We start from the raw sequence: 14,487 nt of genomic DNA, 5'->3' as shown, positions 1-14,487 counted from the left end.
TTATCTTTTTAATGTACGTAAATCGCGGTTCTCCAGAATCTCGAATTTCTCCATGATGAAACCCTGCGGGTTATTGTCCGAACGCCCCGAGTTGATCAGCTCGCAGCGCGTGACCAGCGAACGCTCGGTGATGTTGCTCTCGCGGACAATCATTTGCCGGGCATAGGTCATGGCCCGGTAGGGATAGGCGTTGAAGTCGCACACCACGGAGTCCACCTCGATACGCTGGCTGATGTTCCCCGACACCACACGGTTGTAGTAACCTTTCTCCTGCATGTCCTGGTAATAGGCGAAGGCGCTCTTATCGACCAGGAACAGCGCGCGGTTGATGTTGCTCTCGATGGCCGCACGGTCGGGCGAGAGGGTGAAGAACAACTCGTGAAAACGCCGGATATGTTCGCGCGCCTCCACGGGGCGGTTCTGGCTCAAATCCTGCGAGAGCGCCAGCATCAGCGACTTGCCCCCGTCCAGGACGTAGATCTTCTCGCGCTGCTTTTCGGCGAAACGGAAGCTCGCGACCACGCTGAACACGGATACCAGCGCGCACAGGCAGAGGAACACGATACCGAAAAGCCGAATCTGCCTGAAACTTGTTTCGATGTTTTTTAATGACTTGAATTCCATTGTCCAAATTGTTATGAATGATTATTGTTACCTTGTGTTGCCAGGTTGCGCCCGTTGGGGGCACTGCCCGAAGCCGGGCCACCGCCGCCGTTACCGGAGGAGGAACCGCCACCGCCGCGACGCCCGAACGTGCGGCCGATCATGTTGCCGGCGATACCGCCAGCGACACCCGTGGCGAATGCCCCGGCCTTGTTGATACCGCCCATAGCCCCGCCGGCTCCGCCCGACTGGATCACCCACTCGGCAACGGTGGGGATCGTGAAATAGCCTATGATACCTATAATCAAAAAGATAATATAGACACCGCTGCCGCTGTCGGGAATGTAGTTGGGGTCTTGCAGGGCCAGGACGTCCGCCTGGAGCATCAACGTCTGGATCTTGGCCAGCACCGCGGAGAACAGGTCGGCGATGGGAAGCCAAAGGTACACGCTGATATAGCGGGAAATCCAGCTCGCGAGCGTCGAGTGGAAGCCGTCGTAAATGGAGAGGGCGAACGACAAGGGCCCCAGAATCGACAGCACGACTAAAAAGAATGTCCGCAGCGTGTCGATGGTAAGCCCCGCGGCGTTGAACAACAACTCGAAGAAGTCCCGGACAAGCTGCCGGAAACCGGCCTTGATGTCGTACCACGTGCGTTCGGCCCACATGCTGATAATCTCGCCCAAGTCCGTGATACCCATATCCGCAAGCCGTTGTTCATACACCTCGTCGTCCACTAACCAAGCCTTGCCCTCGCGCCTGCGGGCCTCGGCTTCCAAATCGTCCTTCTGTTGCTGGTATGCCTGCAAATCCAATGTCTGCCCCTCCAGTATGGCGTGCGTGCCCTGCACCACGGGCGACATCACGGCGTTGATCGTCCCCAGAACCACGGTGGGAAAGAACATCACGCACAAGCCGATGGCGAAAGGCCGCAGGAGCGGGAACACGTCGATAGGCTCCGCGCTGGCCAGTGCCTTCCATACCCGGTAAGCCACGTAAAAGAGCGCACCCAGGCCGGCGATACCTTTCGCCACCCCGATCATGTCGCCGCATAGCGGCATCATCTCCTGATACAGGTTCCGGAGAACCTGGTGTAAATTGTCGAAATCCATGACTGCCTCCGTTTTCAGGTTACCAATATCTGTCGTTCGGGTTCCCGTAAAGTGCCAGCACCCGGTGCGCGTCGCCCTTTTCGCGGCTGCGGATGAAGGACACGGAGATGGTCTTGCGCGTGTAATAGCGCGTGAGGTTGCGGTACTCCAGCATCTTCGTGTAAACCTGATCCACCACGTCCATCCGCTCCTTGTCCGAGAGCGAGAGGCCGTTGCCGCCGGTTATGACCGTCTTGAGTTCCGCCACCAGCGCGCCACCCTCCTCCAGCAACCGGGCGTAACCCGCCGAGATCGCCGCCAGCTCGTCCACCGTGAAGTTCGGGTCTGAAACCATACGGTTGAATCCCGAGGTGTAGATTTCCGTGATCTCGCTGACCATTTCGAGCGTCAGCTTCACCTTCCGGGCATCCTTGATGATGTTATGCACCGATTTGAGGGCGTCGTAGTAAGCCTTGCTCTGGTTATAAATCTTGATACTCTCTTGCAGCGACTTGACCATGTTGGTCGCCGTGGTCGAGCTTTGAACCGCGCTCTTGATGTTCTGAACGAGGTTCGACGGGTCGATGACCGTCCACTGCGCTTTTGCCTGGTACGTGAAGCAAAGAAGCCCCACGAACAGCGTTAAAATCAATCGTTTCATCCTTTTCATTATTTAATTCGTGAATACTTGGGCGGTCATTCCGACGCCCGGTAATAATCCCCGTAGGCGGAGAGCTGGAGCACCTCGCGCCCCGCATCGTAGGCCAGGGCGACATACCCGTAGAGGTCGAAGTAACGGATACCTCCCCAATACTTCCTTACGGGACGGGAGAAGCGTGTCCCGTCCTTGTAGGACACCTCCACGTAAAAACCGCCGCCCCGGCGTCCCGGGTTGCGGTAGATGCGAACCCGGGGAGAACCCGAGCGGCTTTCCCACTCGCCCGCCACCTCGTACAGCGCGAAGTCCAAACGCGCCGCCGTGGGGTCTGATCCGATACACTTGCGATACATGGCCTGCCCTCCCTTTAACGTTTGCCCTCGGCGAGCTGCCTGATCGCCAGTTCCATATCACCGCCCAGCTCGCCGGCAAGCCGCTGTACCTCCACTTTCTCCGTTTCCTCGGTCGTGTAGGCCAGGTACTCCGGGACGCTGACCTCCGTGGCATAGACCGCCGACTGAACGCCGCCCAGACCGATCCAGACCTCCTTGTATTTACGGGAAGGGTCGTTGGACTGGTTGATCGAGAGAATCTGCGCCTTCTCCTTGTCGGTCAGCCCCAACAAGGACTGAATCGCGTCGAAACGGTTCATGAACTTGCGCTGGTCGAGCAGGATCTTGCAGTCCGAGTTGTTGATGATCGCCTCCTTGACCACCGGGCTGGAAATGATGTCCTCGACCTCCTGCGTCACAACGATGGCCTCACCGTAGTATTTGCGGACGGTTTTATACATATAACGCAGATATTCAGCCATATTGGCCGTAGAGAGCGCCTTCCAGGCCTCCTCGACGATGAGCTGTTTGCGTACCCCCTTGAGCCGTCTCATCTTGTTTATGAAAGCCTCCATGATGATAATGGTGACCACGGGAAAAAGCTCCTTGTTTTCCTTGATGGAATCCACCTCGAAGACCACGAAGCGCTTCGAGAGCAGGTCGATGTTGGCCCGGGAGTTCAGAAGGAAGTCGTAGCGTCCGCCCTTATAATACTGCCGCAGGGTGATGAGCATGTTGTCGATGTTGAAATCCTCGCGGCTGACCCGGATCTCCCGCTCCTCCAGCTCGCGGCGGTAGTCGTCCCGCAGGTACTCGTAGAAACTGTCAAAACACGGCACGATATTCCGGTCGGCGCGGATACGCTCGATATAGGCGTTCACGGCACTGCCCAGCTCGCCGCTCTCGGTCTTCGTGATCTTGTCGTCCTCGGTTTTCCAGAGTGTCAGCAGCAGCGTCTTGATGCTGTCCTTCTTCTCCACGTCGAAATAGTAGTCGTCGGTGTAGAACGGATTGAAACTGATGGGATGTTCCTCGGTATAGGTAAAATACACGCCGTCCTCACCTTTGGTCTTACGCCGGATCAGCTCGCAAAGGCCCTGGTAGCTGTTACCGGTATCCACCAGCACGACATGCGTGCCCTGCTCCCAGTATTGGCGGACTAAATGATTCATAAAGAATGACTTGCCTGACCCCGAGCCGCCTAACACGAATTTATTCCTATTCGTAATGATCCCTTTTTTCATCGGTTCGTCCGAGATGTCCAGGTGCAGGGGCCTGCCGCTTACGCGGTCGCACAGCTTGATGCCGAAAGGGCTGGACGAGGATTTATAGTTGGTTTCCTCCGTGAAGAAACAGACCGCGGGCTCGATGAACGTGTAGAACGATTCCTCGGCGGGGAAATCTCCCGCGTTGCCCGGCATACCCGCCCAGTAGAGCGTGGCGGCGTCCACGGTGTTGTGGCGCGGGCGGCACTCCATCAGAGCGAGCTGGCTGCCCACATCGTTGCGGATATGCCGGAGCTCCTGCACGTCGTCCGACCAGGCCAGCACGTTGAAATGGGCCCGGACGGATTGAAGACCGAACGAGTGCGCCTCGTTGAGATACTGGTCGATCCACTCCTTGTTTATCTGGTTCCCGCGGGAGTAGCGGGAAAGGGACTGCATGTTACGCGCACGTTTCTCGAACATACGCAGGTTTTCGTCGCTGTCTTCCAGGAACACGTACTGGTTGTAAAGGTGGTCGCAGGAAAGCAGAAGCCCCACGGGGGCCGCGAACGACAGCAGGCAGTCCGAACGGTCGGTGGAAAGACGCTCGTAACGGGTGTCCGTACCCACGCGCCCCGGCAGGTCTTCCGTGTCCGAGAGCGTGTGCAGGCACACCCGTTTGTTACCCACGCGCAGAACCTCGGCCCCCAGCTCGATGTCCTGAAGAGAAGTCGTCTCCGAGAGCGAGAGGGAAAAGTACCGTTCCAGCAGGCCCGGACAATCCGCCGTACCCGTGATCTCGTCCCCCGTGAGGCGGACAAGGGTCAGGAAACCCGAATCGTTCAGAATACGCTCGAACTGTTCCGCCGCCTCCAGGAATTTTGTCGCCGATTCCCGGTTTACCTCTTTGGGAATGATGTTGCCCCGGCAGAGGGTCGAGAAGTCTGAACGCATGTGCATACGCTCCCTCGTCGTTTTCGTCAGGTAGAGGAAGCAGGCGTGGGTCAGGAACGGACGCTCGTTGAAATGCCGCTCGTAACTGCGGGAGAGGAAACTCATGTCCCCCTCGCCCGTGGCCGGGCGGTAACGCTCGCGGATGAACCAGTCCTGCTTGTGTACCACGCTGTATTCGGGCAAGACCTTCAGGGCCTTGCACCAGGCGGCGTGGATCGCCTCGTACTCGGCGGACGTGACGGTGAACAGCTCCGGGAGTTCGACCCGATAGGCGACCGTTATGTCCGCATCCTTGCTGATGATACAACCGCCTTCCACGGCCAGGAGCGGGAACTTGCTTTCCAGCGTGGTGGCTTTCAAGATGTTTCTCATACGCGGCCCCCCTTTCTTTTCAGCAACCGGCGCAGGGACTTGCGGTTGAGCAGGTAGCGGGGATGCCGGCGCGCGGCGAGCAGCTTCATCAGCCCGTGTTCCCCGTAACGGGCGTTCAGGCGGAAGGTAAGCCAGACCAGCACCGAAGCCGCCGCAACGCCGAAAGCGATACATACCCACTGATCGACCCCTGCCATGTAGAGGATGACGAACACCACGAAGACGGCCAGCAGGCCGCCCGCGAAGATGAAGAGGTACTGCGCCTTCAGGCCCCGGAACTCCACGCTCTTGCCGATTCCCTTGTTGATTCCATATTCCATAATTATTTGCATGACAGGTTGGACTACAAGAAGAAAGAGCGTAGGATCGTCGCGGCGACAATCAGGAAAATACACGCGCCGAACCAGCTCGCGGCGGTCTTCGACGTGTCGGGGTCGCCGCTCGAAAACTTGTTATAGACCTTGATGCCCCCGATAAGGCCGACCACAGCCCCAATCGCGTAGATGAGCTTCGTTCCGGGATCAAAGTAGCTGGTTACCATGTTGGTAGCCTCCGTAATGCCGGCGATGCCGTTGCCCTGCGCGAAAGCGGAGGAGATGGCGGCAAAGAGAAATGCCGCCGGAAGAAGAATCTTGTTCTTTCTCATAACTCGATAATGTTTGAATTGTGGCGCGGGGATGGATAGGCCCCGCACCGGGTTAAACTTCTTGATTCGGATTTTTTCAGTGGTTCGCGGGTAACCTCATGCGCTACCCGTAGTCTTTTTCTTTCATCGTGATGTCATTATGGGGTTAAACAAACTCACGGACGTCGAAACCCGTGGGAACCGAACCCTGCGGAGATGGGCTTTCCGCAGACCTCTCGGACATACGCCGGTGAAAGGCCGAGAGGTAGGTGTCGATCAGGGATTTTACCCTGTCGTTCCCGTCGGGGCGGCCCGAAACGATGACCTCGAACATGTCGGTCTGTTTCAGGCCCAGGAGGACACGTCCCGTTTCCTCCCTTTGCTCGTCTGTTGAAGGTGGATCATGTACCACGTGGCGGTAGGCTTCGCCCATCTGTTCAAAACTAACCCCCTGGGCAAGCGAGCGGCCCAAAAGGGGCAGCTCTTCGGTGTCGTCTTCATCCTCGTCATAATCCGACTCCTCCGCGTCCGCATCCGGGAAAGATTCATCGTACAGCGGAAAGTCGATTTCCAGAGGTTCGTTAGGCTCCCCCTCGGGAGCGACACCGAACACTTCATCCAGGTCTTCCGGCGGAATCTGCCGGGGGTGTTCGGGTACATTCGTGGGCACAAATATATCGGCTTTTTCCGTAACTTTTTCAGTTTCAGATTCTACGGCAGCTTGTGGCCGGGAGTGGCGCGGGTCGAGGACAAAGCGGCTCCTGCCGATGATCTCCTGTCGGCAGGGAGTGTCTTCGGCAACGATCCCGTCTGCCGGTTCGTTGCGTTCCATCCGCCGCAGGCGGAAAAACGCCCACAAGGCATACCCCACGGCAAAGAGGGGCAGCAGCCACAACGCCCCGTTCATCGCTCCTCCGCTTTGGGTTGCCGGGAGGCCACGGCCTCACGCTCCTCGAAAAGCCGCTCGATGGTTTCCCGGTTATCGTCCAGGTGCGCCTTGAGAACCTTGTCCACGTAGGCCGTGATCGTCACGTCGCCACGACCGATGACACGGGTGATCTCGCGGATACGCTCGTGATACGACGGACGTATCTTCACGTGCTTGTTACCGGCGAAAGGCAGCCGCAGCAGGCAGATGTAACGGGCCAGGTACTCGGCCTCGGGGGTGGGGACAGTCCCCACGGCGACCTCCCCCGAAGGGCCGTCGGGGACGATAAGGGTTTTCATCCTGCGCCGGTAGCGGCACACGCGGAAGATGAAGGGCACGGCGACGCAAAGGACGGCCGCCAGGATAACAGATAAAATAATTGCTTTGTCTGACATGATGGATTGTTTTTAATAGGTTGTAAATATTGGGTTCATAACTAAAAAATATCGGAGTTCCGTTTCTTGTAGAGTTCCGAAATTTCCTCCTGATAGGTAGCGAAATGCTGCTCCAGCACATTGTCCAGGTAGCTATACAGCGAGAGTTCGTTCTTACCGATAACCTGCACTATCCGGGTTATACGCTCGTGAAACTCCTTGCGGATATACACCGTTTTGCCGCTTCGGGTATTGGAGGGGGCGTTCCGGATAAAAAGACGCTCGTAATCCTGGCCTTTCCCTCTTCGGCGGCGTCCCTCCTCTTTCGTAGCCGACGAGGAGGCGGCCTCGCCGGACGGTTCCGATAGAGCCGATGCCTCCTCCTCTTTTTCCGGCGTGTAAGGATGTAATGGCCGGTTTCGGCTTTTGGCCTGGCTGATGATGAAGGAAGCGTCCAAACCGTCGTCATGTTCTTTTCCGCTCATAAGATCCTACTTTAACAGTTCGATCAATTCATCCACGAGTTTATCCAGGTTGCTGCCCCGGATCAAAGAACGGTCTGCCGGGAAGAGCGTGGAGCGGAAGACAGAGCGACGGCTGGCGTTCTGCTCACGACGAAAACGCTTGGTGTCAGGCAGGAAGGTCTTCAGAACAGGAAGATCCAGCTCTTTCATTACCGCCTCGTAAACCTGATATAACTCTGTTTTTTCACGTCCGTCCACCATGTTCCATAGCATATACAGCCCTTTCATCCGGGACTTCTCGCGGCCCATGATATGCTCTTTTACCACAACCGCGTAATTCAGGGTGCTTTCCATGACAACCCGGTCGGCACTGATCGGGGCGACGAGATAATCCATTCCGGCCAGGGAATGAATCAGATCCTCGTTATTGATCGTACCGGGAAGGTCGAAGAACACATAATCGAAATCACCTTGCGGCAGGAGGTAGTCGGCATCGGCCAACGCCTCTTTCGTGTTGCTTTCCACGACGGGATAGGCTTTCTTTTGAAGCCGGGTGAATTGTTCGTAAGCTAACCTCTTGTAATGTTCGTCTTCGAGGGCAAGCTTCAGGTCACGTTCCCGCATCTCCACGATGGAGTGTTGGGGATAATCGCAGTCGATGACCGCGACATTGAAACCCTTTACATAGTGCAGGTAAGAAGCTGCCAGCACCGTGAGGGTGGTTTTACCCGCTCCGCCTTTCTGGGTGGAGAAGGCCACGAATTTCGTTTTCTCTTTCATTGTTCCATGCGTTTTTAGTTATACAATCGGGTAATCGTTCATCTCTTCACGTATCCGGGCAAGTGACGGCATGAGATTTTATGCAGGTATGCCGGCACGCATATATGCTGGTGCGCTGGCAGGCTGTTACGCCGGTATGCCGGTGCATGGGCGCGTGTCCGATTTTATACTCATGCGCAACCGCATTTGCTTATCCGGACAAAGACCCGCTTTTTCCTCTGCACACGGTGTTTTCTGCATCCGTCCGCACGTGTGCGGACAGGAGGATGTGTCATTGCCCGTATCCGTTCTCACGTGCAAAGTAAACCCTTAAAAACACGGGTTGTATGCTCTTTTTCCGCTATGGCCGCGTGTGGCATCAAAGTGGACGCAAGTGGCGTAATCACTTGTAGTACAAGCGATTGAATAGGTCGGTATCTTTGCCTCGTGAACGATCCCGACGCTAATGAAGCCGTCCTTGCCCCGTTTTACGGCGGCTCTTTCAATGTTCTGTCCGCGAGCGGGCAGAAGGTATTTGCAAAGGGCAAATAGCAAGCTGTGTTTTCTGCTGCACGATTCTCGTTTTGCAGCAGAAAACAGCTTGCCCGCAAGGGGGAGAAAGCACCTCCGGAGTCGGTGCTTTTCAGAAGGGCGGCAAGCCGCGAAGGGATCGGAATTTTCAGGAACCGGTGGGGCCCTGGCCTCTCCTTAAAATTTCGATGCGATGGAAAAGAACAGAAAGCCCCGAGGGGGCAAAGGGGGACGACCCGCGAAAAACGACCCGGCCGTTTACCGCTTTTCGGTAAACTTTTCAGCCGTGGAACATGCCCGTTTCCTCGACCTTTACGAGCAGTCCGGGCTATTGTCCAAAGCCGCTTTTATCAAAGCGAGAGTGTTCAACGAGGCGTTCCGGGTGGTAAAGACCGACCGGGGAACGCTCGAATACGTGGCGAAGCTGACCGCTTTCCACGCCCAATTCCGTGCCGTGGGAACGAATTACAACCAGGTGGTGAAGGAGCTGCACGCGCATTTTTCCGAGAAGAAAACACTCGCGCTGCTCTATAAACTGGAGAGAGCGACACGTGAACTGGCGGCCGTCGGGCAGCAGGTCGTGTCGCTCTCCGAAGAGTTCAAACAGCGATGGTAGCCAATATCACCACCGGAAAAGACGTGTACGGCGCGCTGGCGTACAACCAGGAGAAAGTCGATCGGGGCGACGGGAAGGTGCTGCTGACCCACATCGTGAGGGAGCCGGCGGATGGGCGCTTCAACGTGGCCGCGACGGCAGAAGACCTCCTGCGCTGGATGCCCTCGCACTACCGGACGGAAAAACCCGTCGTGCACGTGTCGCTCAACCCGGCTCCCGAAGACCGCCTCGACGACGGGCAACTCGCGGAGATAGCCGGGGCCTACATGGAGCGCATGGGCTGGGGAGGACAACCTTATATCGTATTCAAGCATACCGACATCGGACGGGAGCATATCCATATCGTGTCGGTGCAGGTGGCCCAGGACGGGCGCAAGATAAACGACAGCAGGCGCAACGAACGCAGCGTGGCCGTTACCGAGGAACTGGAACGGGAGTACGGACTGCATCCCGCCAAAGGGAGAAGGCGGGAGAAAGGGCAAGGGATCGTCCCCGCCGATTACACGCGGGGCGACCTGAAACGCCAGGTGGCAGCGGTAATAAAACCGGCCGTGGCGACATACCGCTTCCAGACCCTCGGCGAGTTCCGGGCATTGCTGTCCTTATATAATATAGGTATAGAGGAAGTCCGGGGAGAGCGGAACGGAACCCCCTACCGGGGATTGCTCTACACGCTGCTGGACGAGAACGGGGACAAGGCAGTGGCCGCGCCGCTCAAATCCTCACTGTTCGGTAAAGAGGTCGGGTATGACGGGCTGGAACGGCACATGGAGCACAGCGCCGAACGGTTCGGGAAGGACGACACGAGGAGGCAAATCCGTGGCCGGGTCGATAAAGCGCTTCGGGGAGAACCCACGGAGGAAGAACTGCGCGAACGCCTGCGGGAAGCCCGAGTGGATCTCTACATACGACGCAACGAAAACGGCCGCATCGTGGGTGTGACCTTCATTGACCACGAAACACGGACGGTCGTGAACGGATCACGGCTGGGAAAGGCATACTCGGCCAACGCCTTCGAGCTGCGCTTCGGCGGGAAACGGAATCCCGGGGAAAACACGAGGGACTTGTCCCCGAAACAAGCGCCTGCCGGACGGGACGGGCAACGGAAGCGGAATACCTCACGACGGAGGAAAGTATAACATCTCAATTATCATTCATTTATTAAATTTTACGGTTATGCAACAGGAAGACGACCTTCGGGGTCTTGCAAAAACAATGGATTTCATGCGGGCATTGAGTATCTTGTTCGTGGTTATCAACATCTACTGGTTCTGTTACGGGCAGATACGGGAATGGGGAATCAATATCGGCGTGGTCGATAGGATTCTGCTGAACTTCGACCGCACCGCGGGGCTGTTCCGGAATATACTATGGACGAAACTTTTCGCCGTCGTGTTCCTCGCCCTTTCATGCCTCGGGACAAAAGGAGTAAAAGAGGAGAAAATTACCTGGCGGAAAATCACGGCATCGCTGGCCACGGGAGGCGTGCTGTTCTTCTTCAACTGGTGGCTGCTGGACTTGCCGCTGACGGCGATGGCGAACGCGGCTTTCTACATACTGACCCTATCGGCCGGGTATATCTACCTCTTGATGGGCGGCGTGTGGATGTCCCGCCTGCTGAAGAACAATCTCATGGATGACCCTTTCAACAACGAGAACGAATCATTCCAGCAGGAAACACGCCTGATCGAGAACGAGTACTCCATAAATCTGCCGACGAAATTTTACTATAACAAACAGTGGAACAACGGGTTCGCCAATGTCGTAAACCCGCAAAGGGCTTGCATCTGCATGGGAAGCCCGGGCAGCGGAAAGAGTTATTGTGTTGTAAACCAGTTTATTAAACAGCAAATCGAAAAGGGCTATACCCAATACATCTATGACTACAAGTTTCCCGATCTTTCGGAAATCGCTTACAACCACCTGCTGAATCACCAGAAAGGTTACAAGAAAATCCCGACTTTCTACGTCATAAATTTCGACGACCCGCGCCGCTCGCACCGCTGTAACCCCATTCACCCGGACTTCATGACCGATATTTCGGACGCCTACGAGAGCGCCTATACCATCATGCTCAACCTGAACCGAAGCTGGGTGTGACCTGAAAAGTCACGTAATTGATTGTTAAACAGCAATGTATATTGCAAGATTTAACCCGCTGTTCCGTCAGCGGTAGCCTACTATAAGGTGCATCTCCAGTGATGGGTTGTGCTAAGCTTATAGGACAAAGTACACTTTCCGAAAGGACAAGACTGAACCGTGAGGGAACGTCAAGGGCGGTTAGTATCATACCGTCGAGTGGCGAGGCTGGATAGCATGGTTAACGTAATGTGAACTGACTTTAGCCGTCGTAAGGTTTGAAGGAGCGCAAGATACTTTAGCTCTCACCAAAAGGTAAGCAGTCGGATAACCCTCGCCCATGTTGGGGTTACACGGACATAGCACTGCCGGCGGACTTGGCAGAACCTAAACTATCCGTTTGTCAATTGCGTGGAACAGGGCAAGCCTGTATCTCTCTCGTAATAATGCGAGTAAGCGAACCGCAAGGCAAGCCGAATGGGGTGCAGGTATGAGATAACGGAGAAAGCGAATGCCGCCCTGTAATGGGGAGGATACGGATTGAACCAACATCACGAGTTAATGAGGGTAACATCATCCGACACGAAAGTGGGCAGACTTCCGTATATGGTAACTCTTTACAAGATAACTTTTAGAACTTTCAAAAGGAGGAAAGCAAATGAACGAGATTAAAACATCGTGTGCGCCTGCTGACAGCAGGAATCTGACTTGGGACGGTATGAACTGGTCTAAGTGTGAAACCTATGTCCGAAAGCTACAAGCGCGTATTGTAAAGGCTCAGAAAGAAGGCAGACATAACAAGGTGAAAACCTTGCAGTGGATGCTTACCCACTCTTTTTACGCCAAGGCATTGGCAGTAAAGAGGGTTACTTCCAACAAAGGGAAGAATACGTCTGGAGTAGATAAACAGCTTTGGGACTCTCCCAAGCGCAAGTACAAAGCAATCGGTGAACTTAGACGTCGTGGCTACCATCCACAGCCGCTCCGTAGGGTTCACATCAAGAAAAAGAACGGTAAACTCCGACCGTTGGGAATACCGACCATGAAAGACAGGGCGATGCAAGCATTATATCTCATGGCATTGGAACCGATAGCCGAAACGACAGGCGACCGTTTTTCTTACGGCTTCCGAAAGAAGCGCAGGACAATGGACGCAATTCGTCAGATTGATACGGTTCTAAATCGCCAGCATTCCCCCGAATGGATTTTGGAGGGAGATATTAAGGGTTGCTTCGACCACATCAGTCACGGCTGGCTTATTGAAAATATCCCTATGGATAAAACAATACTCAGAAAATGGCTGAAATGTGGAGCTGTATTCAATGGTAAACTGTTCCCGACAGAAGAGGGTACACCACAAGGAGGTATCATATCACCGACACTTGCAAATATGGCACTTGACGGACTTCAACCACTCTTGGCTGAAAGATTCAAAAGACGTTTCATCAACTATAAGACATTCCACTACAAAGTGAATCTTATCAGGTATGCGGACGACTTTATAATCACAGGTCGAGATAAGGAATTATTGGAAAACGAGGTCAAACCAATGGTGATAGAATTTCTCAAAGAAAGGGGTCTTACCTTATCCGAAGAGAAAACTACCATTACGAACATATACGATGGATTTGATTTCTTAGGTTTCAATGTAAGGAAGTTCGGCAAAAGGCTGTACACATCTCCGTCCAAAGATGCACAGAAACGCTTTAGGGCAAAAATCAGTGACATCGTTAAAGGACATAAAATGTGTAAGCAGGAATCGCTGATACGAATGCTCAATCCTGTGATAACAGGTTGGGGAAACTATTACCGATATGGTGCATCAACCAATGCTTTTCACGGTTGCGACAATCACATTTACAACCTCACAAAGAAATGGGCTTTACGTCGCCACCCAAAGAAACGCAAGTCTTGGGTTGCAGATAAGTATTGGCATGAAATTCGGGGGCGTAAATGGACGTTTGCATGGAAATATGAAACAAAAAGCAAGAAAGTGAACTACCTGACCCTTAAAAGGTTGTCGGATATACATTATACTCCGTACAAGCAAGTCAAGGGGGAGGCAAACCCTTTCGACCCGGAATATGATGATTATTTCTTTCAGCGAAAGGAGCAACAAATGCTGGAATCTCTCAAAGGACGTAAGTCACTCTTATATTTATGGAACAAGCAGAAGCGGACTTGTCCGTTATGCGGCAAGGAGATAGATTGTACAAAAGCATGGAACGTCAATGAAATATCTGTTGGTGGTTCAATTGTACGGCAACTTGTCCATAACAACTGCTACAAGCGAAATAAACGAAACTGTTGAAAGTATGAGCCGATTTCTAACAACAAATAGAAATATTGAGTTGCTTGAGCCGTATGAGGGGAAACTCTCACGTACGGTTCTTAGGGGAGAAGGGGGCAGTAATGCCCTTGACTTACCCGATGTGTGACCTGAAAAGTCACGTAATTGATTGTTAAACAGCAATGTATATTGCAAGATTTAACCCGCTGTTCCGTCAGCGGTAGCCTACTATAAGGTGCATCTCCAGTGATGGGTTGTGCTAAGCTTATAGGACAAAGTACACTTTCCGAAAGGACAAGACTGAACCGTGAGGGAACGTCAAGGGCGGTTAGTATCATACCGTCGAGTGGCGAGGCTGGATAGCATGGTTAACGTAATGTGAACTGACTTTAGCCGTCGTAAGGTTTGAAGGAGCGCAAGATACTTTAGCTCTCACCAAAAGGTAAGCAGTCGGATAACCCTCGCCCATGTTGGGGTTACACGGACATAGCACTGCCGGCGGACTTGGCAGAACCTAAACTATCCGTTTGTCAATTGCGTGGAACAGGGCAAGCCTGTATCTCTCTCGTAATAATGCGAGTAAGCGAACCGCAAGGCAAGCCGAAT

At 54.2% G+C, this 14,487-nt stretch carries 15 protein-coding genes and 1 pseudogene; 5 read left to right on the top strand and 11 right to left on the bottom strand.

Annotation, left to right across the window (positions count from 1 at the left end):
- The 11 genes from traK to HMPREF9447_RS22960 all read right to left on the bottom strand — a co-directional run bounded on the left by traK (position 1) and on the right by HMPREF9447_RS22960 (position 8,386).
- Positions 1-624, bottom strand: a complete 624-nt coding sequence (traK, locus tag HMPREF9447_RS23010; RefSeq protein WP_004295450.1) for a conjugative transposon protein TraK — start codon at positions 622-624, stop codon at positions 1-3.
- Between the two features lie 11 nt (positions 625-635).
- A complete protein-coding gene (traJ, locus tag HMPREF9447_RS23005) occupies positions 636-1,715 on the bottom strand; it encodes a conjugative transposon protein TraJ (protein WP_007851775.1) in 1,080 nt (359 codons plus the stop codon).
- Between the two features lie 19 nt (positions 1,716-1,734).
- The gene (locus HMPREF9447_RS23000; protein ID WP_004295452.1) at positions 1,735-2,355 is read right to left on the bottom strand and encodes a DUF4141 domain-containing protein; all 621 of its coding nucleotides are present in this window, start codon (positions 2,353-2,355) and stop codon (positions 1,735-1,737) included.
- A gap of 35 nt (positions 2,356-2,390) precedes the next feature.
- The gene (locus HMPREF9447_RS22995; RefSeq protein WP_004303798.1) at positions 2,391-2,705 is read right to left on the bottom strand and encodes a DUF3876 domain-containing protein; all 315 of its coding nucleotides are present in this window, start codon (positions 2,703-2,705) and stop codon (positions 2,391-2,393) included.
- A 14-nt stretch (positions 2,706-2,719) separates the two neighbouring features.
- On the bottom strand, positions 2,720-5,215 hold the full coding sequence (locus tag HMPREF9447_RS22990; RefSeq protein WP_009132159.1) for a TraG family conjugative transposon ATPase: 2,496 nt from the start codon (positions 5,213-5,215) through the stop codon (positions 2,720-2,722).
- The gene (locus tag HMPREF9447_RS22985) at positions 5,212-5,538 is read right to left on the bottom strand and encodes a DUF4133 domain-containing protein (protein WP_032558190.1); all 327 of its coding nucleotides are present in this window, start codon (positions 5,536-5,538) and stop codon (positions 5,212-5,214) included. The genes HMPREF9447_RS22990 and HMPREF9447_RS22985 overlap by 4 nt, the downstream gene beginning before the upstream one ends.
- 20 nt (positions 5,539-5,558) lie before the next feature.
- Positions 5,559-5,861, bottom strand: a complete 303-nt coding sequence (locus HMPREF9447_RS22980) for a DUF4134 domain-containing protein (protein ID WP_004303800.1) — start codon at positions 5,859-5,861, stop codon at positions 5,559-5,561.
- A gap of 145 nt (positions 5,862-6,006) precedes the next feature.
- Positions 6,007-6,747 (bottom strand): hypothetical protein, encoded by a 741-nt coding sequence (locus tag HMPREF9447_RS22975; protein ID WP_007851793.1) that lies wholly within the window; start codon positions 6,745-6,747, stop codon positions 6,007-6,009.
- Positions 6,744-7,163, bottom strand: a complete 420-nt coding sequence (locus HMPREF9447_RS22970) for a DUF3408 domain-containing protein (protein WP_004295458.1) — start codon at positions 7,161-7,163, stop codon at positions 6,744-6,746. Before HMPREF9447_RS22970 ends, HMPREF9447_RS22975 begins: the two co-directional genes overlap by 4 nt.
- Before the next feature lie 41 nt (positions 7,164-7,204).
- On the bottom strand, positions 7,205-7,627 hold the full coding sequence (locus HMPREF9447_RS22965; protein ID WP_004295459.1) for a DUF3408 domain-containing protein: 423 nt from the start codon (positions 7,625-7,627) through the stop codon (positions 7,205-7,207).
- 6 nt (positions 7,628-7,633) lie between these two features.
- Positions 7,634-8,386, bottom strand: a complete 753-nt coding sequence (locus HMPREF9447_RS22960) for a ParA family protein (RefSeq protein WP_007559008.1) — start codon at positions 8,384-8,386, stop codon at positions 7,634-7,636.
- 70 nt (positions 8,387-8,456) lie between these two features.
- On the opposite strand from HMPREF9447_RS22960, the gene HMPREF9447_RS22955 reads away from it, so the two are divergent.
- The 5 genes and pseudogenes from HMPREF9447_RS22955 to ltrA all read left to right on the top strand — a co-directional run bounded on the left by HMPREF9447_RS22955 (position 8,457) and on the right by ltrA (position 13,902).
- On the top strand, positions 8,457-8,699 hold the full coding sequence (locus tag HMPREF9447_RS22955; RefSeq protein WP_008620133.1) for a hypothetical protein: 243 nt from the start codon (positions 8,457-8,459) through the stop codon (positions 8,697-8,699).
- 390 nt (positions 8,700-9,089) lie between these two features.
- Entirely contained in the window at positions 9,090-9,512 is a 423-nt protein-coding gene (gene mobA / locus HMPREF9447_RS22950; protein WP_004295462.1) for a conjugal transfer protein MobA, read from the top strand.
- A complete protein-coding gene (mobB, locus tag HMPREF9447_RS22945) occupies positions 9,506-10,651 on the top strand; it encodes a conjugal transfer protein MobB (RefSeq protein WP_009132158.1) in 1,146 nt (381 codons plus the stop codon). Before mobA ends, mobB begins: the two co-directional genes overlap by 7 nt.
- Positions 10,652-10,688: 37 nt before the next feature.
- Positions 10,689-11,609, top strand: a pseudogene (locus HMPREF9447_RS22940) (YWFCY domain-containing protein); the annotation flags it as partial.
- Between the two features lie 640 nt (positions 11,610-12,249).
- Complete coding sequence (gene ltrA, locus HMPREF9447_RS22935; protein ID WP_005647529.1) at positions 12,250-13,902, top strand: group II intron reverse transcriptase/maturase; 1,653 nt, start codon at positions 12,250-12,252, stop codon at positions 13,900-13,902.
- The last annotated feature ends 585 nt before the right edge of the window (positions 13,903-14,487 follow it).

Source organism: Bacteroides oleiciplenus YIT 12058 (genome assembly GCF_000315485.1).
GTDB lineage: Bacteria > Bacteroidota > Bacteroidia > Bacteroidales > Bacteroidaceae > Bacteroides > Bacteroides oleiciplenus.
This window is presented reverse-complemented; position numbering and strand designations above follow the sequence as displayed.